This window comes from Ereboglobus sp. PH5-5, assembly GCF_029504805.1.
In the GTDB taxonomy this organism is placed as follows: Bacteria; Verrucomicrobiota; Verrucomicrobiia; order Opitutales; family Opitutaceae; genus Ereboglobus.
Genome location: NZ_JAQFIT010000003.1, coordinates 15,888 through 34,779, shown reverse-complemented (window position 1 = coordinate 34,779; position 18,892 = coordinate 15,888). Strand labels below are relative to the sequence as shown.

The following is an 18,892-nucleotide window of genomic DNA, read 5'->3' as shown; positions in this document are numbered from 1 at the left end:
CATGTTGCTCACCAAAGCCGAACTCGACTCGTTCCTTGCCGCAAAGAATGCCAATCCGCACACGTTCCTCGGCATGCACCATGCCAAGAGAGGCAGGACGTCGGGGATTGTGGTGCGCGCGTTTGTCCGCGAGGCCGCGCGATGCGAGGTGGTTGACATGGACGCTTCCAGCCCGCCCCGCGCCAAGTCCGGCAAGCGCGCCGCCGCAGTTCGCTACGAGATGGAGCAGCTCGCGCCCGAGGGCTTTTTCGAATTGTTCATCCCCAAGCGCACCGAGCTCTTCAAATACCAGTTGCGCGCCACGACGCACGGCGGCGAGATGCGCCAGTTTTGGGATCCCTATTCGTTCGCGCCGACGATCGGCGACCTCGACCTTTATCTCTTCAACGAGGGCAACGACCATTTCATCTACAAAAAACTCGGCGCGCATCTCATCGAAAACCAGGGCGTTCCCGGTGTCTCCTTCGCGGTGTGGGCGCCGAGCGCGGCGCGCGTTTCGCTCGTCGGCAACTTCAACCACTGGGACGGGCGCTACTACCCGATGCGTCCGCTCGGCGCGTCAGGCGTGTGGGAAATTTTTATTCCCGGCCTGCGCGAGGGCGAACTCTACAAATACGAAATCTACGACCAGCAGGGGCACCTCCATCTCAAAACCGACCCTTACGGCACTTATTTCGAGGCGCCCCCCGGCAACGCCTCCATCGTTTGCGACACGCGCCGTCACAAATGGGGCGACGACGCCTGGCTTGAAAAACGCAAGGCCAACGCCGGCCAGCGCGACCAGCCCATGTCGATTTACGAGGTCCACCTCGGCTCGTGGAAACGCAAGGTCGAGGACGGCAACCGCATCTTCAGCTACCGCGAACTCGCGCCCATGCTTGCCGAATACGTGGGCGACATGGGGTTCACGCACATTGAGGTGATGCCGCTCGCCGAACATCCGTTCGACGGCTCGTGGGGTTATCAAGTCACCGGATTTTTCGCGCCCACGCACCGCTACGGCAGTCCGGAGGATTTTGCCTACTTCGTCGATTACATGCACCAGCACGGCATCGGCGTCATCCTCGACTGGGTGCCCGCGCACTTCCCGCGCGACCAGTTCGCGCTCGCCGAGTTCGACGGCACGCACCTCTACGAGCACGCCGACCCGCGCCAGGGCGCGCATATGGACTGGGGCACGCTCATCTTTAACTACGGGCGCAACGAAGTGCGCTGCTTCCTCGCCGCCAACGCCCTCTCGTGGCTCGACCGCTACCACATCGACGGGCTGCGCGTGGACGCCGTCGCCTCGATGCTCTACCTCGACTACTCGCGCAAGGAGGGCGAATGGATTCCCAACAAATTTGGAGGCCGCGAAAACCTCGAGGCCATTGCGTTCATCCGCCAGGTCAACGACCTCGTGCACCAGTATTATCCCGGCACCGTGATGATCGCCGAGGAGTCGACCTCGTTTGGCGGCGTGAGCAAACCCACGAGCGACGGCGGACTCGGCTTCGACTACAAATGGAACATGGGATGGATGCACGACACCCTGCGCTTTTTCCAAAAGGAGCCCGTGCACCGCAAGTGGCACCAGAACGACCTCACGTTCGGCATGCTCTACCAATACGCGGAAAACTTCATCTCGGTTTTTTCGCACGACGAAGTCACGCACGGCAAGGCCTCGATGCTCTTCAAAATGGGCGCGTGGCACATCCCCGAAAAAGCCGCCAACCTGCGCGCGCTTTACGCGCACATGTGGACGTGGCCGGGCAAAAAACTCATCTTCATGGGCAGCGAGTTCGGCCAGTCCGGCGAATGGAATTACACCACGAGCCTCGACTGGCACCTGCGCCAATACATGGACCATGAAGGCATCCGCCTGCTCGTGCGCGACCTCAACAAACTCTACCGCGACGAACCCGTGCTCAGCCTGAACGACTTCAACCCGCAAGGATTCCGCTGGATCAACTGCAACGATTCCGACGCGAGCGTGCTTTCATTCCAGCGCATGGACGCATACGGCCAGGATCTCTTTGCGGTCGTCGGCCACTTCACGCCGGTGGTGCGCAAGGATTACCGCATGGGTGTGCCGCGCGCGGGCTTCTGGAAGGAAGTCCTCAACACAAACAGCACCTACTACGGCGGCAACGGCCTCGGCAACGACGGCGGGCGCGTGAGCGAACCCGTGCCCTGCGACGGCCACCCGCAAAGCATCGTGCTGCAACTCCCCCCGCTGAGCACGACGATCTTCAAGTGGTCGGCAAGCGCGCAGGAAGAATAAACGCCGGTCGAAATTGCCACATATTCATACCCCATGAAATTCCCGTTGCGGCTACGGCTCACGTTTGTGATTGCGTGCGTATTGTTCGCAATGCCGACCGCGCGCGCCGACCTTCGGCTAGTCTGCGAAATCGACGGCAAAGTCTTCGCCCCGCGGTCGATTTCCGGCAACACCATCGAAGTCACCGACGGAACTGAAACGCGCCAGACCGGGGCCGATGCGACTTGGCGGCTTGAGGGTGATTTGCGGGCAAATGCGGCGTTCTTGCGCATGTCGCCGAACTACACAATTTACCAACGGGGTTTTCGCCATCGTGAGCCCGGTGAAAAATATCCCATGCGCGCCAAGGCCGGTATTTCGCACTATCAGGGCGTCGAGAGTAAGTTTCTGGGGCAATGGCCGGGCGGTGTTTCGACAAGCCGTGCTCTGCTTGTCGTGGTGTGGCTGATCAATGGGCGCACGGAGGAAGTGCGCGTGCGCATTGTCCCGCCGACGCTGGGCAGCGCGTTTATTCGCAACGCCACGTTCGCCCTCACCCGCGAACAGGCCGCGGCCGGGCAGGCTGTGCTGCTTCTCTGGAAGGACGGATATTTTTTCGAACCAAGTCAAAACGAGCTCCACGGTCTCGAAAAGGAGGCGGTTCAAGCGGTGTTTTTTGACGATGCCCGGCGTCTTCAAATGCTCATCTCTTCCAGGCGCGTGAAACTGAGGGCGGCGACGGAAGACGGCGGCCTGACGCTGATGCACCTCGCGGCGCGGGCGGGTTCGGTGCGCGCGCTGGGCGTGATCGCCAATGCAATTCACTCCCTGAGCGTGCCCAACTCGTCGCTGCGTGATTAACGGAAACTCGGCATGATTCGATTTGGGCCAAATTATGCTTTGGCAGGGCGAACCGTCCCGGTGAGCCGGGGATATTGTGTCTCACCGGGAGGGTTCGTCCGACCGCAAAAAAACGCCTCCGAAACCGGAGGCGTTTTTGTTAAACGAAAAGATGAACCGTGATTATTCGGCTTTTTTCTTGGCCGTCTTCTTGGCGGGTTTTTCCTCGCCGGCGGCTTCCTCGTCCGCTGCGGTTTTGCGGCGGGCCGATTTTTTCTCGGTCTTGCGGACTTCGCCCTCGGGGGCTTCTTCCGCGGCTGTCTCGATCGGGTTTTCCGAGACGACGTCGAAGCTGAAGTCGACGGAGACGTCGGCGTGGAGCTTGATCTTCACTTCGTGCTTGCCGAGGGTCTTCACCGGCGTGTGGAGGTGAATCTTGCGCTTGTCGAGGATGATGCCGGCTTCCTCGATTTTCTGGTGGAGGTCGGCCGCGGTGACGGCGCCGAACATCTTGCCACCCTCGCCGGTCTTGACGGCAAACGCGACGCTGAGTTTTTCGAGCTGCTTGGCAACTTGCTGCGCGCCCTCGAATTCCTTGATTTCGCGTTCGGCGCGGCGTTTTTTGAGCGCCTCGACGTGCTTGCGGTTGGCTTGCGTGAGCGGAGCCGCGAATTTTTGCGGAAAGAGATAGTTGCGCGCGTAGCCGGTGCGAACTTTGACCTGGTCGCCTTCGGCGCCGAGGTTTTCGAGAGGTTTAAGGAGGAGGACTTCTGTTTGAGCCATGTTGGTTTTGTTGTTTAATGATTAATTGTTGTGAGTGTGGTGTGCGGGCGCGGTTTAGAACGGCACGTCTTCGTCGATGTTGTCCTGCGCGGGCGGCGGGTTGTTGCGCACGGGCGGGCGGGGCGGGGGCGAGTTGCGCTCGACGGGCGATGCCTGGTCGAAGTTTTCCTCACCGGAGCCGCCGCCTTGCTGTCCACCGCCGTCGCGACTGCCAATGAATTGGAAGTTTTCGAGGACGATTTTGATTTTGTTGCGCTTCTGGCCGGTGGCTTTGTCTTCCCACGAGTCTTGCTTGAGCCGGCCTTGCACGAAGATCGGGCGGCCTTTGCTCATGAACTTGGAGATGACTTCGCCTTGCTTGCCCCAGGCTTCGATGTCGAAAAAGTTGACCTCTTCCTTGCTGTTGCCGGACTCGTCCTTGAAGGTGCGGTTCACGGCGATGCCAAACTGGCAGATGGATGTGCCTCTGGGCGTGACCCGGAGTTCGGGGTCGCGAGTGAGGTTTCCGATGAGGATGACTTGATTGAATGATGCCATGGGGATGTGGGCTGAAGGGTTGTGCTGTTTTGCTGTTTGCGGCGCGCCGCTGATTGGGCTGCGCGCCGCCGCGCGGTGGTTTTGTTAAAGCGTCTCGATGAAGATGCGGTAAACGGTGTTGTTGAGGCGGAAGCGCTCCTTGAGCTGCGCCGGGCCTTCGGGGGGGGCGTCGAAGGTGATTTGCACGTAAACACCGCTGGTGAATTTTTTGTCGGTTACCCGGACGAAGTCGCGCTTGCCGAGGCTTTCGACGGCGGTGACTTCGCCTTGGACGGCGGCGATTTCGGTTTTCACATCCTCGATGAGCTTGTCGATGGATTCTTCTTGGCCGCGGTTGTCGATGATGAAGGTGCCGCGGTAGTTGCGTTTGGTTGTTGTCATGTGTTTTTTTCTCTTCTGTTAAGTGTGTTCATGGCCCGGTCGGTTCCGTGTTCGAGGAGGATGTCGAGGCCGTTGAGATAGTGTGGAAGTGTGTTTGCGACGATGGTCTGCTGGTTGGTGTCTAGGTTTCCGAGGACGAAGTCTTTGAGGTCCATTTTCGGGGGCCGTTTCGGGCCGATGCCTATGCGGTAGCGGATGAAGCCGTCGCCGAGGTGTTGGAGGATGCTGGCGATGCCGTTGTGGCCGCCGGCCGATCCGGTGCGCGAGACTTTCACTAGTCCGAGGTCGATATTGATGTCGTCGTAGATGACGGCGATTTGGGCGACCGGGATTTTATAATAGCGGGCGAGCGATTGGAGCGCGACGCCGCTTTCGTTCATGTAAGTCTGCGGTTTGGCGAGCAGGAGCGGTGCGCCGCCGGGAGGATTGTCCCAGCGGGTGATCTCGGCGTGGCGGGCGGCTTGCATTTTCCACGGGAGCGCGTGCCGGCGGGCAAGCGCGTCGAGGATGATGAAGCCCAGGTTGTGGCGGGTATTGGCATACTCGCGACCCGGGTTGCCGAGTCCGGCAACAAGCAAAATGGACATGTCTCAAAGAACAATCGCCCGGGGCCGTGGCGGTCAAGCCGCGGCCCCGAACGGGGAAACTTATTTCTTGGCGGGAGCGGCCGCGGGAGCGGCGGCACCGGCTGCGGGTTTTGCGCCCGCGGCGGGAGCGGCGGCTGCACCGGCGGCGGGAGCGGCGGCGGCGGCGCCGCCGGATGTCGCGGAGGCAACTTCCTCCACGGGAGCGACGCACGAGAAGACGGGAAGGTTCTTGTCGTCGCGGAACTCAACGCCGGAGATGGTTTTGAGGGCGCCGACGTGGAGTGTTTCGCCGATCTTGATGTTGGTGACGTCCACTTCGATGAAAGAGGGGAGATCCTTGGGCAGGCAGCGGATGCGCAGGTAGGGGTTGGGCATTTCGAGAACGCCGTTCTGGGTCTTGACGCCGTAGGCTTCGCCAGCCGCGACAACACGCACGTTGATTTCCATCTTTTCGTCGGCTTTCACTTCCTGGAAGTCGACATGGAGGAACCTGTCCGTGATGGGGTCGCGCTGGACCTCTTGAATGAAGGAAAGCGCGACAGGATTGTCTTTGCGTTCGATTTCAACGAGGGAGGATGAGCCCCCGATGGCCTTGAGCAGGCGTATGAATTCGGGACCGTCCACCGAGATGGTTTCGGGCTGGGTGTGCTTTCCGTAGAGGACGGCGGGCACCCTGTTTTCTTTACGGACGCGGCGGGATGCGCTGCGGCCTGTTTGCTCGCGTGTGGCGGCTGCTATTTTATATTGTTGTTTCATGGTTTCGGTCCCCCTGGTCACCCCGGGAATCGGAGGCAGGCGTAGTGGAAAAGGGTTGAACAAATACGGTGCGGAAGGGGGAAGGCAATCAAATCTTTGCGTTTGTTTCGGGGCGGGGCTGGCGTCGCAGTGGCCGCGGGGATGTCCGGCAAAACAGCAGGGGCGCCCCGGGTTTTATCGGTTGGCCGCGCGCTCATGGTCTGATGATCAGACCACGCCGTTATTGTTGAATTGGCCGGGCGCATTTGTTTCTTGGGCGATGCAAGGTGCCGGCCCCTCGCATTTTTCACCGGCTTTCTTAAAAAAATCATCATGTGCTTCCATAAAAAGATTAGCCTGGCGTTTTATTGTTTCCTGCTTGTTGGCGGTGCCGCCGCTTTTGCCGGCGGGGCGGGGGCGCCTGTGCGCGAAAAACCGGTGCTGGAGTGGACAAGGCTGCCGTCAATTCCCGACAAGGAGGGGTTTGCCGGCAGTTTTGCGGGCGTGTCGGGCAAGGCGCTTATTGTTGCCGGTGGCGCTAATTTTCCCGGCAAGCGCCCGTGGGAGGGCGGCGAGAAGGTCTGGTATGACAAGGTGTTCGTGCTCGAGCCCGGCGCGAAAGAGTGGCGGGAGGAGGGGCGTCTGCCCCAAGCAAACGGCTACGGGTTGTCACTGCCGTGGAAGGACGGGTTTCTCGTCATCGGCGGCGGCGACGCGAGGGAGAATTTCAAGACGGTCTGGCTTGTGACGCGGCGCGCGGGGGAGGGCGTGAGGTTTGCCGCGATGCCCGATTTGCCGCGCGCCCTGGCGATGCCGGCCGGAGCGGTTGCCAAAAATTATATATATGTTGTCGGCGGATTGGAGACGCCCTCGATCGGCGAGGCGGCGAATGTTTTGTATCGCCTCGACATGAGCAACACCGCCGCGGGTTGGGAGGCCATGGAGCCGTGTCCGGGGGGCTCGCGGTTTCTTGCCGCGGCCGGCGCGATTGGCGAGACGCTGTATGTGTTTGGCGGGGCGCGACCCGATGGCTCGCAGGCAAAGCGTGCGTGGCTGACCGATGCATGGTCGTTTCATCCGGAGCTCGGATGGCGGGAGCTTGCGCCGCTGCCCCGTCCGGTTGTGGCGCCACCGTCCCCCGCGGTGCCTGTGGGGCAGGCGCATTTGTTTTTGCTCGGCGGCGACGACGGGGCGCAAGCCGGGCTCGGCGCCCCGTCAATGCACAAGGGGTTTCCCCGCTCGATACTCGCCTATCACACCATCACCGACACATGGACGAATGTTGGCGAGGCGCCGTTCTCGCTTGTGACAACATCGCAGGCGTCGTGGGCCGGCGGCTTTGTGGTTGCCGGCGGCGAGCGCATGCCGGGCGTGCGCTCCACGGAGGTGTGGAAGGCGACGGTTATTGTGACCAAGGCGGCGTTCGGCTGGATCAACTACCTCGCGCTCGCCGCGTATTTGTCGGGCATGGTGGGCATCGGGTGGTATTGCTCGCGCCGCAATAAAAACACGGATGATTATTTCAAGGCGGGCGGTCGTATTCCGTGGTGGGCGGCGGGCATGGCGATTTATGCGACGATGCTCAGCTCGCTCACCTTCATGGCGATTCCCGCGAAGGCCTATGCGACCAACTGGACCTACCTTTGGGCAAACATCCCCATTCTCGTAATCGCGCCGATCCTTGTTGGAATATACCTGCCTTTCTATCGCAGGCTGAATGTCACGTCGGCTTATGAATATTTGGAGAAGCGGTTCAGCCTGCCGGTGCGTTTGTATGGCAGCGCGGCGTTTATATTATTCCAGATCGGCCGCCAGTCGATCGTGCTGCTGCTGCCCTCAATCGCGCTTGCCACGGTCAGCGACCTCAATGTGACGACCTGCATCGTGCTGATGGGCGTCCTTTGTGTGATCTATACAGTGCTGGGGGGCATGGAGGCGGTGATTTGGACGGATGTCGCCCAGACTTTTGTGTTATTGGGCGCGGCGGTCATTAGCATACTTGTCATTGTTTTTGGCACCGAGGGAGGGTTGTCGGGATTGTGGACGACCGCCGTCGCCAATGATAAACTTCACATGTTTAACTTTACATGGAGCCCGACGACCGCGGCGAACGCGTTTTGGGTTATATTTATAGGAAATATTTTTGCGCAGCTCGTGAGTTATACAAGCGACCAGGCGGTTGTGCAGCGCTACATGACGACCGACACTGAGAAAAAGGCGGCAAGTTCAATCTGGTTCAACGCGGTGCTTGCGATGCCCTCCAGCATACTATTCTTCCTCATAGGCACGGCATTGTTTGTGTTCTACAAGGCGCACCCCGAGGCGCTCGATCCCTCGCAGGCGACGGACTCGATTTTCCCCGCGTTTATTGTGCAAAACCTGCCCGTTGGTGTTGCGGGGCTGGTCATCGCCGGCATATTCGCCGCCGCGCAATCCACGGTTTCCGGCAGCCTGAACAGCGTTGTGACGGCGATTATGACGGATTTTTATGTTCGCCTGGGAGGAAAGGCCCGTGATGCCGCGGCGCTTAGGCTCGCGCGCATAATGACCGCCTGCCTTGGGGTGTTCGCAACGGGATGCGCGATCATTCTTGCAAAACTCAACCTTGCCTCGCTCTGGGACGCATACAGCAGCCTGGTCGGCCTTGCGGCGAGCGGCCTTGCGGGGTTGTTTGCGCTCGGCATATTTACCAGGCGCGCCAGCGGGCGGAGCGCGCTGATCGGCGCCTTTGCAAGCATTATAGTGCTTTATTACGTGCAGCGTCATACAAACCTGCACTTCTTCCTCTACGCGGCAACGGGCATGCTCACCTGCTTCTTCGTCGGCTGGATTGCCAGCATCATGCTGCCTTCAAGGAAGAATGTGGAGGGGCTGACTTTCGGGACATTGAAAAAATAATAATATAAACATTCCAATCATGAGTAACAATAATCCCGCGTTTCATATAACCGGACTAATCGCCGCGCCCTTCACGCCTTTTGACGCCAAGGGACGGCTCAAACTGGGCGTCATTCCCAAGCTGGCAAAATATTACAAGGCGACCGGCGTGAGCGGCGCGTTTGTTTGCGGCACGACAGGGGAGGGCGCCTCCATGTCCAACGAGGAGCGCTTCGCGGTGGCGGAGGCGTGGGGCGCGGCCATGAAGGGCTCGGGGCTCAAGCTGATCGTCCACGTGGGGCACAACAGCCTGCCGGAAAGTTGCGCGCTCGCCGCGCACGCCGAAAAAATCGGCGCGGACGCCATCGCCACAATCGCCCCGTCCTTTTTCCGCCCCGAGGGCGTGGGCGGGCTTGTCGAGTGGTGCAAGAAAGTCGCGACCGCCGCGCCCAAGACGCCATTTTATTATTATCACATGCCATCGATGTCCGGCGTGAATGTTGCCATGGCGGACTTCCTGCCGCTTGCCGCAAAAAGCATCCGGACATTCGGTGGCATCAAGTTCACGCACGAAAACATAATGGACTACGGGCTCACGCTGGCCGCCGCCGGCGACAAGTATGACATTCTTTTTGGCCGTGATGAAATCCTGCTTTCCGCGCTTGTCATGGGCGCGAAGGGCGCGGTCGGCAGCACTTATAATTATGCCTCCGCATTATATAATCGCGTGATCGCCGCCTACAACGCGGGCGACATGAAGTCCGCGGCGGCGTGGCAGCTTGAGTCCATGAAATTCATCCAGGCCTTCTGCAAGCACGGCGGCATGAGCGCAAACAAGGCCATCCTTGGGCTGCTTGGCATGGATTGCGGCCCCGTTCGCCCTCCGATGACGCCCATCGCGAAGGACAAAATTGCGGCGATGAAGGCGGACTTGGAGGAGGCGGGATTCTTCAAGAATATTCGGCCATGACGGAAGTCCGGGCCAAAAAAGCATGATCTCATGGCATTCGGATTCGCCGGGAGTGTCATCTATTGGATGACACTCCGTTTGGGCTATTTTATAAAGATGGCGTGGGCGAGGGCGGCGTTTTTCCATTTCCCAAAACTGTTGCGCTGCGGCGGCGGGCGGGTTGCACTTTGGGCGATTTTTTAACAACGCACTTTATTGAACACACAACATGAGCGACACCACTGACTCATTGACCGTTCGCCTCGGCGAACGCAGTTATCCAATTCACTTCGGCGGTGATCTTGCCGGGCTCGCGCGCGCCGATGTCGAGGCGTTTGCCCGCGCCGGTCGCTCCATGGCCGTGATCACGGACGGCAATCTCGCCCGCGCACAGGCTCCCGTGCTCAAGGTTCTTTTTGGCGACACTCCCATGCTTGAACTCGCGCCGGGCGAGGAGACCAAATCGCTCGGCGAGTTTGGCCGCGTGCTCGATTTCATGGCGGCGCAGCGGCTTGACCGCACCAGCGTGCTTGTGGCCGCCGGCGGCGGTGTCATTGGCGATCTGGCCGGATTCGCCGCGGCGGCTTACCAACGCGGCATCGATTTTGTGCAGGTGCCGACGACGCTGCTCGCGATGGTGGACAGCTCCGTGGGTGGAAAAACGGGCCTCAATCTCAAGGCGGGAAAAAACCTCGCCGGCGCGTTTCACCAGCCGCGCGCGGTTTATATCGCCACCGACATGCTGGCGACTTTGCCGCCGCGCGAATTTGCCGCGGGCATGGCCGAGGTCATCAAATACGGGATGCTCGCCGACGCCTCGCTTTTTGCCCAGCTTGAAAGCAGTCCGCTCACCGCCTCCAGCCCGACGCTGGCATCGGTGATTCGCCGGTGCTGCGAAATCAAGGCGCGGATTGTCGAGGCGGACGAACGCGAGCTCGCCCGCGAGGGCGGACGCGCGCTTCTCAATCTCGGGCACACTTTCGGGCACGCCATTGAGCAAGTCACGGGTTACGGCGCGTATTTGCACGGCGAGGCGGTCGCGATTGGCCTGGCCGCCGCCGCGCGCCTTTCGGAAAAACTCGGAAATGTTTTCGGCGGCGACACGGCGCGCGTGGAGCGTGTTCTCGCGGCGCACGCGCTGCCGGTTCGTCTTCGCGAATCGCTTCCGCTGGACGCGCTCATGACCGCGATGGCTCGCGACAAAAAAGTGCGCTCCGGCACGCTGCGTTTTGTCGTGCTCAACTCGATTGGCGACTCGGCCACGCGCTCCGATGTGCCGGGCGCGCTGGTCGAGGAAACCTGGCGCGAAGTCGGCGCGGTGTGAGCCGCGCGCATTTGCGTTACCCCAGCAACATGCGCCGCGCCAGGGTGCGTTGCAAAAGCCAGGGCACGATTGGCGAGACGAGCAGCCAGCGCCGGAACCAGGTTTCGCCTCCGGCGGCGGCGGCGATCACGCTTCCGGCGACAAGCACCGCGGCTCCGCTCAAATCCACGCGGGCGCACGCGCTTTCCTTGTGGCCGGCGAGCAGGAGCATGTGGAAAAATTGTCCCGTCGCCACGGCCACGCCGAAGCAACCCACGGGCGCGATCATGCCGAGCGCGTCGGTGTATTTCGCGTCGATCACGGAGCCGATGAGAAACGGCGCGAGGGCGTGCAGAAAACCGATGCCCGCGAGCCCGCACAGCGCATACGTGAGCGACACGATGTCGACGGAATTGGCGAGCGCGCGCCGTTCCTCCGCGGTGCGCGAGGGCATCGCAAAAACCACCGGCTGCCAGTATTGCGTGAACATCACGGCCAGCATGCTCGTCACGATCACGGCCACGTTTCCCGCGAGTGTGAAATACCCCGCGGTTTCGGTTCCGAAAAATCCGGCGACGACCCAGCGGTTGACCGCGGTCAATATCCACGCCGCCACGGCAAGCACAACGAACAGCGGGCCGTCGTAGATTGCGCTCAGTTGTTTCGGGGGCGGTTGCGATTCATTTTGCGCGGCACTGTTTTTGCGCACGGCGAGAATCGCGGCGGTTGCGAGCACGAGCGCGTGGATGACAAAGCCGGCTTGCAGCGCCAGCAGCGTTCCGCCCGCGGCGGCATACAACAGCGGAGGCACGAACGACCGTGTCACCGAGCCCGCCGCCGACACGCCGCAATCACGCCAGTGCTCGCGCCCGGCCTGCAATGCCGTCTGCCTGAGCCAGGCCGCCGTCATCAACGACGCGCCCGCAAACAACAACAGCCAGGTGCCCCACCAAGGCGCGCCGTTCGCGCGTAATCCGGGAACAAGCCACACGGCGGCCAGGGTCGCCGCCGCGAGCCAGGGCAGTTTGCGCGCGGCGGCCCGGGTGATTTCGCGCAACAACGCGGCGCGGTTGTTCGACTCCGCCCAGTGCCGGGCTACAAATTTGACCAGCCCCGCGTGAATGACGGCAATGCCCAGCGGCGTGAGCGTGAGGAAAATGCCGTAGGCTCCATACGCCCCGGGCTCGACGAGCCTCGACGCGATCGTGATGCCCGCCACCCCGCACACAAGCCCCACCGCCTGCGTGAGCATGATGGGCAGCAGGCGTTTGACGCCCCCGGCGTTTTCGATCCGTTTTTTGTTGCCCGCCATTCGTATTGATTCGCGCGCGCGCGTTTCCTATTCGGTGAACTTTTCGCGCAGGCGGCTGATTTTTTCAGGGGAAAGCCCGATGGCTTGCGCGAGGAATTGCATGTCCGATCCGTGGTGTTCCTCCAGTGTGGAGAAAAACGCCTGCAGATACTCCTCCTTTGCCGCGAGCAAGTCGCGCAGGACGGGTTCGGACAATCCCAGCGGTTTCATGCGCACATCCTCGTTGAGCGACTTCGGGCCGTATTGATTGGTCAACAGATAGTCCTCGACGATGGTTTCGCGCCGCACGCCGAGCGCGATCATCAGAAGCGCGATGCCGATGCCCGTGCGATCCTTGCCCGCCATGCAATGCAGCAGCAGCGCGTGGTCGTCGGGCAGGTCGAGCAGCGTTTGAAAAAACGGCTTGAAGCGCGCGGCCAGCCCCTGGATGTCGGAATAAAACGCCTTCATGAACGGCACGCCCGATGTGGCGCCGGCCAGCATGTGCGTCCAGTTTTCCATCGGGTCGGTTTTGCCGCCGGAGCATCTCACAATCGTCGCGCTCGCCGGCAGCCGGTCGGGAGCGTGATCGTATTCCACTTTTTCGCGCAAGTCGACGACGGTCAAAATCCGGCGCCCGGCGAGTGTCTCCACGTCGGTGTCGGTGAGTTTGTCGATCTGTCCCGAGCGGTAAATGCGGTGCCATCGCACGCGGCGTCCGTCCGCCGTTTCATAACCGCCGATGTCGCGGAAATTATACGCGCCTTCCAATGGAATGTGGCGCAACATGGGAATCCCGTCAGGGTTCGATGAAACGTGGCTCGTCATGTGAAAAGCGGGAAGAAAAAGGGGAAAGTCCGGCATGGGCGAACGAAAAGATAAGCGCGTTTTGGGTGGCGGGTGTGTTTTAAAATTCGTGGTGTGCAAAAATAAACCCGCAAAAAATGCGGCCGGTTTAAACGCGCGCGCCCGCTTGCAAACGCGGCGCGCCTGGCGCATTGTCACACCAAAACCATGAACGCCGACACCGCACGCCATCCGTTTCTCGAGGGTCTTAGCAAGCATCGCGGCGCGCCGCCCACGGTGGTCGTCATTTTCGGGGCCTCGGGCGATCTCACCGCGCGCAAACTCATCCCCGCGGTTTACAATCTCGCTTGCGACAGCCTTCTGCCCGCCGATTTTTATCTCGTCGGCTACGGGCGCAAGGCGATCCCCGACGAGGAGTTTCGCGACATTGCCGCAAAGGCGATCCGCGAGTTTTCCCGGCGCGAGCTCGATCCCGCGGTCTGGCGGAGCATCAGGCAAAACGTGTCCTACGTCGCCGGGGGCTATGACGAGCCGGAGGCGTTTCGCCACCTCGCCGGGCACATCTCCGGCATCGAGAAAAAAATCTCACGCGAGATGCAGCCGCTCTTCTACATTTCCACGCCGCCGACCGTGTTTGCGCCCGTCCTCAAGAATCTCGGCGCCTCGGGGCTCGCGTCGAAACATCTCGGCAAGCCGTATCACGCCAAGGTTATCATCGAAAAACCCTTTGGCCGCGACCTCGCCTCCGCGCGCGAACTCAACGCCACCATTCGCTCGGTTTTCGAGGAGCGCCAAGTTTATCGCATCGACCACTACCTCGGAAAAGAAACGGTGCAGGACCTGCTCGTGCAGCGTTTCGGCAACGCCATTTTCGAGCCGCTTTGGAATCGCAACTTCATCGACCATGTGCAGATCACCGTCGCCGAGGAGGTCGGTGTCGGCACGCGCGGCGGTTATTACGAAACCAGCGGCGCGCTTCGTGACATGATCCAGAATCACACCATGCAGCTCGTCGCGCTCACCGCGATGGAGCCGCCCGTGTCGCTTGCCGCCGAGGATGTCCGCGACGAAAAAGTGAAAGTCCTCAAGGCGATCCAGCCGCTCCGCCCCGGCCCGGGGGGCGACACCGCCCGCGCGCAATACACTTCCGGCATGATCGGCGGCAAACAAGTGCCCGGCTACCTCGACGAACCGGGCATCGACAAAAACTCCTCCACCGAAACTTACGCCGCCATCCGCCTCTCCATCAATAACTGGCGCTGGCAGGGCGTGCCCTTTTACCTGCGCTCCGGCAAGCGCATGCCGCATCGTGTATCCGAAATAGCGATACAATTTAAACGCCCTCCCGGCACGCTCTTCTCCGACAGCGCGCTCTACAGCATCGCGCCCAACACCCTCGCGTTTCAAATCCAGCCCGACGAGGGGCTCGGCCTCATCCTCAACGGCAAGGTCCCCGGACTCGAAACCCGCACGCAGCCGGTGAAAATGAACTTTCGCTATTCCGCGACGTTCGGCTCCAACACACCCGAGGCCTACGAGCGCCTCGTGCTCGACGCCATGGTTGGCGACGGCACGCTCTTTATCCGCGGCGACGAGGCCGAGGCGTCGTGGAAACTTTACACACCCGTCCTCGAAAACTGGGCCAAGGCCGGACACGAAGGACTCGACACCTACGACGCCGGCACCTGGGGGCCGAAATCCGCCGAAGCCCTCATCGCCCAAACTCGCGACACCTGGAGAAAACCATGAGGAAATTTTGGATTTTCGATTTTGGATTTTCGATTGCGCGCTACCGCGTGTAACCGAATGCGAAACCGGAGCGGTAGCTCCCAATCGAAAATCGAGAATCCAAAATCGAAAATAAAAACGTTCCTGCCTCAAACCCGTCCAAATAACCTGCATCCATCATGTCCACTGTGTTCTCCGTTCTTCCCGGCCTCGAAGTGCCGGCCGATGCCATCAACAAAAGTTTCGCCGACATGTGGACCAGCGCGGCCGCGGACGGGCGTCCCTCGCCAACCGGCGACGACGCGAAGGCCACGCAAATCAACCTCGTCCTGCACCTCGGCTTCGGCACCACTCATGACGACGCGGTTGCGCAGTTTCAGACCACAATCAATTTTTCGCGCCGCTATCCCTGTCGCGTCGTTGTGCTCTGCCCGTATTCGCTCGACGACAACTCGACCGACCGAATCCGCGCCAAGATTTACGGCGAATGCCACCTCGGCAAAACCAAGGGCGACACGCGCTGTTGCGAGTTTGTCATGCTCGCGTATCCCATGAGCGCGCGCCGCTACCTCGAAAGCCAGGTCTCGATCTGTCTCTCCACCGACCTGCCGCTTTATTATTGGGTGCACCGCTTCGCCTCGTCGCGCCGCCTCAACGATTATCAATACCTCCTCGTCAAGTCCGAGCGAGTCATCCTCGACAGCGCGGTCATGCCGGAGGGATTTGGCGACTACGCCTGGCCCCGGCCCGAGGCGGTGCGAGACCTCGCCCACGCGCGCACGCTGCCCGTCCGCCAAAGCATCGGGCAATTTCTCAGCGCGTGCCCGCCCGCCGGGCTGGTTGACGGCATCTCGGCCATCCGCATCGCGCGCGCCCCGCAATACGCCGCCGAGGCCGCCGCGCTCCTCAAGTGGGCGCGCGACCGCCTCATCGCCTGCGGCATGGACAAAAACACTCCCGCCGAGCTGACATCCTCCGCCGACGGCGAGCCGCCATTGTCATTGAATTTTGAATACAAAACACCCTCGCGTCATTTTCACTGGCGCGGCGATCCGCATGCCGGCACGTCGGGCATTGACTCCATGCTGTGCCACGGCCCCATGCAGGCGAGCGTCCCCGTCTCGCTCCTCACCCCCGAAGCCGCCCTCGGCGAGGCGATGTTTTTTTAGTTGGGCGCGCCCCTACGGATGCAGGCGCGTCCACAGCATCCGCAGGGCGTTTGTGAAATTTTTCGGGCGTTCGGCGAGCGCGCGCGACAACTCCTCCTCTGTCCACCATTCGCCGCGCTCGATTTCGGCGGGGTTGAGCTTGAAGGCGAACGGTCCGTGCGAGCGCAGGCGGAACACGCGCAGGAATTCCCAGCCGTTCGCCGCGCAGGGTTCAAGGGTGAAAAGCGTTTCGAGCGGATTCGCCCCTCCAAGCGCGAACGCGTCCAGTCCGGTTTCCTCGCGGAGTTCGCGAACGGCGGCGGCCTCGTAGGTTTCGCCGGAATCGACGTGGCCGGAGCAGGCGGAATCCCAGCGGCCGGGCGCGGTGTCCTTTGCCATTGAGCGTTTTTGCAGAAACACACGTCCTTGCGCGTCGCCGACGACCACATGCGTGGCGCGATGCAGGAGGCCGCGCGCGTGAGCCTCGCGGCGCGTGGCGCGACCCACGACCTCGTCGTGTTCGTTGACCACGTCGAAAAGCTCATCATCACGTTGCGCCGGGGCGCCGGGGCCGGGAGTGTTTTGTTTTTGCATATCTGGCTTGTCGCACCTTGGCGAAGTGTGTGCTCTTGTGAAAACAGAATTTTCCAAATCCAACCGCACCCGAGCATCACGCATCAATTTCGCATCATGGCCAAAATCGATATCAACAAAGTCGCCGAAATCCTCAAAAAAAACCAATTGGACCCGAAACTCCTCCGTCAAATTGTCGAGGAGATGAACGCCATCACACAGGCCGAGGAAGACGGCGAAAAACTTCCCCCTGTGAAAAAACAATTCGCAATCCTGGTTTCCGATCCCAACGGCGTGCTGCCCAAGGAGGAGCTTGCCGGCTGGGTGCTCCAGCTTCCCGAGACCGAAAGCGTGGCGACGGTTGAGGATCGCATCTTTCGCGGCGCCTACGATTACAATGACACACGCAAGGGCCGGCAGTATCCGGTGAAAACCGTTGGCGAGGCGATCGAGCAGGTGCCCGCAAAAATCTTCAAGGAGGCCGAGCTTTGGGTGAAGACCAAGGTGCCCGTGCTCATGCTCCGCACCAACAACGAAATCCCGCGCGAACTCAAGCAGCCGGATTGAGCGGAGGCATGGATGGCGCCAAACATGCGCCGCAACATGGCCCGGCGGGGGCGTGTGGCACCGCTTTGAGCGGTGCGTGAATTCACCTGTGCGCGAAACTGGCGCGACCATTCCGCCGCCTTTTTCCTCCGCGCCCCAAAAGTGGGGGAAGTGCCAAACGCAAAACTTGCGCTTGCGCGCGCGGGGGCTTTTCTTCGCATCGCTATGACAAATCTGATCGAAGACCTGAAGTGGCGCGGCCTGATGGCCGACTGCACCGACCTTGATGCGCTCACCAAGCGCCTTAATGAGGGGCCGGTCACGGTGTATATCGGCTTCGATCCCACGGGCGATTCGCTCCACGTCGGGCACCTCATGGGGCAGCTCACGCTGCGCCGTTTCCAGCTCGCCGGCCACAATGTCCTGCCGCTCGCCGGCGGCGCCACGGGCATGATCGGCGATCCTTCCGGGCGCTCCTCCGAGCGCAATTTGCTCACGCCCGAGCAGCTCGCGCACAATGTGGCCTGCATCAAGAAACAGCTCATGCGCCTGCTCGATTTTGATCCGGCGAGCTGCCCGAATCCGGCGCGCATCATTGATAACGCCGACTGGACGCGCAACATCACCTTCCTGGATTTCCTGCGCGATGTCGGAAAACACTTTTCGCTCAATGTGATGCTTGCCAAGGATTCCGTGCGCTCGCGCATGGAGGGCGACGGCGGCATCAGCTACACCGAGTTCAGCTACCAGCTCCTCCAGGCGCACGACTTCTACATCCTGCGCCGCGACCACAACTGCGAGCTCCAGATCGGCGGCTCCGACCAGTGGGGCAACATCGCGTCGGGCGTCGACTTCATCCGCCGCAAGCTCGGCATCACCGCCCACGGCATGACGTTCCCGCTCATCACGAAGGCCGACGGCAGCAAGTTCGGCAAGTCGGTGGGCGGCGCGGTGTGGCTCGATCCCGAAAAAACGAGCCCCTACAAATTCTACCAGTTTTTCGTCAACACCGAGGACGTGAAGGTTTGCGAATATCTGCGGCGATTCACGTTTCTGAGCCGTCCCGAAATCGAGGAACTCGAGGCGAAGCACGCCGCCAACCCCGGGGCGCGCGAGGCGCATCGCGCGCTGGCCCGCGAGGTCACCCGCACGGTGCACGGCCAGGCCGCGCTCGACGCGGCGCTCAAGGCGAGCGAGATTTTGTTCGGCGCGGAGATCGGCGACACCGGCGAGGCGATATTTCGCGATGTTGTTGGCGAGGTTCCGACCAAGCCGGTCGAGCGCGCCAGGCTCGACGCCGGCGCTCCGCTCACCGAATTGCTTGTGCACGCCGGGCTCGTCAATTCCAAGGGACAGGCGCGCAAGGACATTGAGGGCGGCGGCATTTATGTGAACAACATCCGCGCCGGCGAGGCCGCCCGTGTGGTGACCGCCGCGGATTTGTTGTTCGGCAAATACGTGTTGTTGCGCAAGGGTAAGAAAAGCTACGCGGTGTTGCTTGCGGAGTGAGCGGATGAGCCCCGGGCCGGAAATGGCAACGGGGCCCGCCCAAAAACAGCCCGTGT

The 18,892-nt window shown here is 61.2% G+C and carries 17 protein-coding genes; 9 read left to right on the top strand and 8 right to left on the bottom strand.

The annotated features are described in order from the left end of the window. Position 1 precedes the first annotated feature (1 nt). Together glgB and M2103_RS02395 are read left to right on the top strand one after the other, a co-directional pair. Complete coding sequence (gene glgB, locus M2103_RS02400; RefSeq protein WP_277508513.1) at positions 2-2,263, top strand: 1,4-alpha-glucan branching protein GlgB; 2,262 nt, start codon at positions 2-4, stop codon at positions 2,261-2,263. A gap of 90 nt (positions 2,264-2,353) precedes the next feature. Further along, entirely contained in the window at positions 2,354-3,103 is a 750-nt protein-coding gene (locus M2103_RS02395) for a hypothetical protein (RefSeq protein ID WP_277508512.1), read from the top strand. A gap of 162 nt (positions 3,104-3,265) precedes the next feature. Here M2103_RS02395 and rplI read toward each other — a convergent pair whose 3' ends face one another. The 5 genes from rplI to M2103_RS02370 all read right to left on the bottom strand — a co-directional run bounded on the left by rplI (position 3,266) and on the right by M2103_RS02370 (position 6,126). Then, positions 3,266-3,865, bottom strand: coding sequence for a 50S ribosomal protein L9 (rplI, locus tag M2103_RS02390; protein WP_277508511.1), 600 nt, complete (start codon positions 3,863-3,865; stop codon positions 3,266-3,268). Positions 3,866-3,919: 54 nt separating this feature from the next. Further along, positions 3,920-4,402, bottom strand: coding sequence for a single-stranded DNA-binding protein (ssb, locus tag M2103_RS02385; protein ID WP_277508510.1), 483 nt, complete (start codon positions 4,400-4,402; stop codon positions 3,920-3,922). 84 nt (positions 4,403-4,486) lie between these two features. Then, positions 4,487-4,783 carry a 30S ribosomal protein S6 gene (locus M2103_RS02380; protein ID WP_277508509.1) on the bottom strand — a complete coding sequence of 99 codons (297 nt, stop codon included), beginning with the start codon at positions 4,781-4,783 and terminating at the stop codon, positions 4,487-4,489. Further along, positions 4,780-5,370 carry an aminoacyl-tRNA hydrolase gene (pth, locus tag M2103_RS02375; protein WP_277508508.1) on the bottom strand — a complete coding sequence of 197 codons (591 nt, stop codon included), beginning with the start codon at positions 5,368-5,370 and terminating at the stop codon, positions 4,780-4,782. The genes M2103_RS02380 and pth overlap by 4 nt, the downstream gene beginning before the upstream one ends. 60 nt (positions 5,371-5,430) lie before the next feature. Beyond that, the gene (locus M2103_RS02370; RefSeq protein WP_277508507.1) at positions 5,431-6,126 is read right to left on the bottom strand and encodes a 50S ribosomal protein L25; all 696 of its coding nucleotides are present in this window, start codon (positions 6,124-6,126) and stop codon (positions 5,431-5,433) included. Positions 6,127-6,438: 312 nt separating this feature from the next. Here M2103_RS02370 and M2103_RS02365 point away from each other — a divergent pair, with 312 nt between their 5' ends. The 3 genes from M2103_RS02365 (at position 6,439) to aroB (ending at position 11,255) form a co-directional block, all read left to right on the top strand. After that, on the top strand, positions 6,439-9,003 hold the full coding sequence (locus tag M2103_RS02365; protein ID WP_277508506.1) for a sodium/solute symporter: 2,565 nt from the start codon (positions 6,439-6,441) through the stop codon (positions 9,001-9,003). Positions 9,004-9,022: 19 nt separating this feature from the next. Then, the gene (locus tag M2103_RS02360) at positions 9,023-9,952 is read left to right on the top strand and encodes a dihydrodipicolinate synthase family protein (protein ID WP_277508504.1); all 930 of its coding nucleotides are present in this window, start codon (positions 9,023-9,025) and stop codon (positions 9,950-9,952) included. A gap of 208 nt (positions 9,953-10,160) precedes the next feature. Next, positions 10,161-11,255 carry a 3-dehydroquinate synthase gene (gene aroB / locus M2103_RS02355; RefSeq protein ID WP_277508503.1) on the top strand — a complete coding sequence of 365 codons (1,095 nt, stop codon included), beginning with the start codon at positions 10,161-10,163 and terminating at the stop codon, positions 11,253-11,255. 16 nt (positions 11,256-11,271) lie between these two features. Here the strand turns inward: aroB and M2103_RS02350 are convergent, their stop codons facing one another. After that, positions 11,272-12,546 (bottom strand): oligosaccharide flippase family protein, encoded by a 1,275-nt coding sequence (locus M2103_RS02350; protein ID WP_277508501.1) that lies wholly within the window; start codon positions 12,544-12,546, stop codon positions 11,272-11,274. Between the two features lie 27 nt (positions 12,547-12,573). Beyond that, positions 12,574-13,353 carry a tyrosine-protein phosphatase gene (locus tag M2103_RS02345; protein WP_277508500.1) on the bottom strand — a complete coding sequence of 260 codons (780 nt, stop codon included), beginning with the start codon at positions 13,351-13,353 and terminating at the stop codon, positions 12,574-12,576. A 186-nt stretch (positions 13,354-13,539) separates the two neighbouring features. Here M2103_RS02345 and zwf point away from each other — a divergent pair, with 186 nt between their 5' ends. Together zwf and M2103_RS02335 are read left to right on the top strand one after the other, a co-directional pair. Continuing rightward, on the top strand, positions 13,540-15,081 hold the full coding sequence (zwf, locus tag M2103_RS02340; protein WP_277508499.1) for a glucose-6-phosphate dehydrogenase: 1,542 nt from the start codon (positions 13,540-13,542) through the stop codon (positions 15,079-15,081). Positions 15,082-15,239: 158 nt separating this feature from the next. Then, positions 15,240-16,229, top strand: coding sequence for a glucose-6-phosphate dehydrogenase assembly protein OpcA (locus M2103_RS02335; protein WP_277508498.1), 990 nt, complete (start codon positions 15,240-15,242; stop codon positions 16,227-16,229). A gap of 12 nt (positions 16,230-16,241) precedes the next feature. On the opposite strand, the gene M2103_RS02330 is transcribed toward M2103_RS02335, so the two are convergent. Further along, entirely contained in the window at positions 16,242-16,802 is a 561-nt protein-coding gene (locus tag M2103_RS02330; RefSeq protein WP_277508497.1) for an NUDIX domain-containing protein, read from the bottom strand. Positions 16,803-16,898: 96 nt separating this feature from the next. On the opposite strand from M2103_RS02330, the gene M2103_RS02325 reads away from it, so the two are divergent. Together M2103_RS02325 and tyrS are read left to right on the top strand one after the other, a co-directional pair. Continuing rightward, positions 16,899-17,348 (top strand): hypothetical protein, encoded by a 450-nt coding sequence (locus M2103_RS02325; protein ID WP_277508496.1) that lies wholly within the window; start codon positions 16,899-16,901, stop codon positions 17,346-17,348. Positions 17,349-17,552: 204 nt separating this feature from the next. After that, positions 17,553-18,836 carry a tyrosine--tRNA ligase gene (tyrS, locus tag M2103_RS02320; RefSeq protein WP_277508494.1) on the top strand — a complete coding sequence of 428 codons (1,284 nt, stop codon included), beginning with the start codon at positions 17,553-17,555 and terminating at the stop codon, positions 18,834-18,836. Positions 18,837-18,892: the final 56 nt, after the last annotated feature.

Excerpts from the sequence above, each read along its gene's own strand:
- glgB (WP_277508513.1), top strand. The coding sequence starts at position 2 with ATGTTGCTCACCAAAGCCGAACTCGACTCGTTCCTTGCCGCAAAGAAT.
- M2103_RS02395 (WP_277508512.1), top strand. The coding sequence starts at position 2,354 with ATGCCGACCGCGCGCGCCGACCTTCGGCTAGTCTGCGAAATCGACGGC.
- rplI (WP_277508511.1), bottom strand. The coding sequence starts at position 3,865 with ATGGCTCAAACAGAAGTCCTCCTCCTTAAACCTCTCGAAAACCTCGGC.
- ssb (WP_277508510.1), bottom strand. The coding sequence starts at position 4,402 with ATGGCATCATTCAATCAAGTCATCCTCATCGGAAACCTCACTCGCGAC.
- M2103_RS02380 (WP_277508509.1), bottom strand. The coding sequence starts at position 4,783 with ATGACAACAACCAAACGCAACTACCGCGGCACCTTCATCATCGACAAC.
- pth (WP_277508508.1), bottom strand. The coding sequence starts at position 5,370 with ATGTCCATTTTGCTTGTTGCCGGACTCGGCAACCCGGGTCGCGAGTAT.
- M2103_RS02370 (WP_277508507.1), bottom strand. The coding sequence starts at position 6,126 with ATGAAACAACAATATAAAATAGCAGCCGCCACACGCGAGCAAACAGGC.
- M2103_RS02365 (WP_277508506.1), top strand. The coding sequence starts at position 6,439 with ATGTGCTTCCATAAAAAGATTAGCCTGGCGTTTTATTGTTTCCTGCTT.
- M2103_RS02360 (WP_277508504.1), top strand. The coding sequence starts at position 9,023 with ATGAGTAACAATAATCCCGCGTTTCATATAACCGGACTAATCGCCGCG.
- aroB (WP_277508503.1), top strand. The coding sequence starts at position 10,161 with ATGAGCGACACCACTGACTCATTGACCGTTCGCCTCGGCGAACGCAGT.
- M2103_RS02350 (WP_277508501.1), bottom strand. The coding sequence starts at position 12,546 with ATGGCGGGCAACAAAAAACGGATCGAAAACGCCGGGGGCGTCAAACGC.
- M2103_RS02345 (WP_277508500.1), bottom strand. The coding sequence starts at position 13,353 with ATGACGAGCCACGTTTCATCGAACCCTGACGGGATTCCCATGTTGCGC.
- zwf (WP_277508499.1), top strand. The coding sequence starts at position 13,540 with ATGAACGCCGACACCGCACGCCATCCGTTTCTCGAGGGTCTTAGCAAG.
- M2103_RS02335 (WP_277508498.1), top strand. The coding sequence starts at position 15,240 with ATGTCCACTGTGTTCTCCGTTCTTCCCGGCCTCGAAGTGCCGGCCGAT.
- M2103_RS02330 (WP_277508497.1), bottom strand. The coding sequence starts at position 16,802 with ATGCAAAAACAAAACACTCCCGGCCCCGGCGCCCCGGCGCAACGTGAT.
- M2103_RS02325 (WP_277508496.1), top strand. The coding sequence starts at position 16,899 with ATGGCCAAAATCGATATCAACAAAGTCGCCGAAATCCTCAAAAAAAAC.
- tyrS (WP_277508494.1), top strand. The coding sequence starts at position 17,553 with ATGACAAATCTGATCGAAGACCTGAAGTGGCGCGGCCTGATGGCCGAC.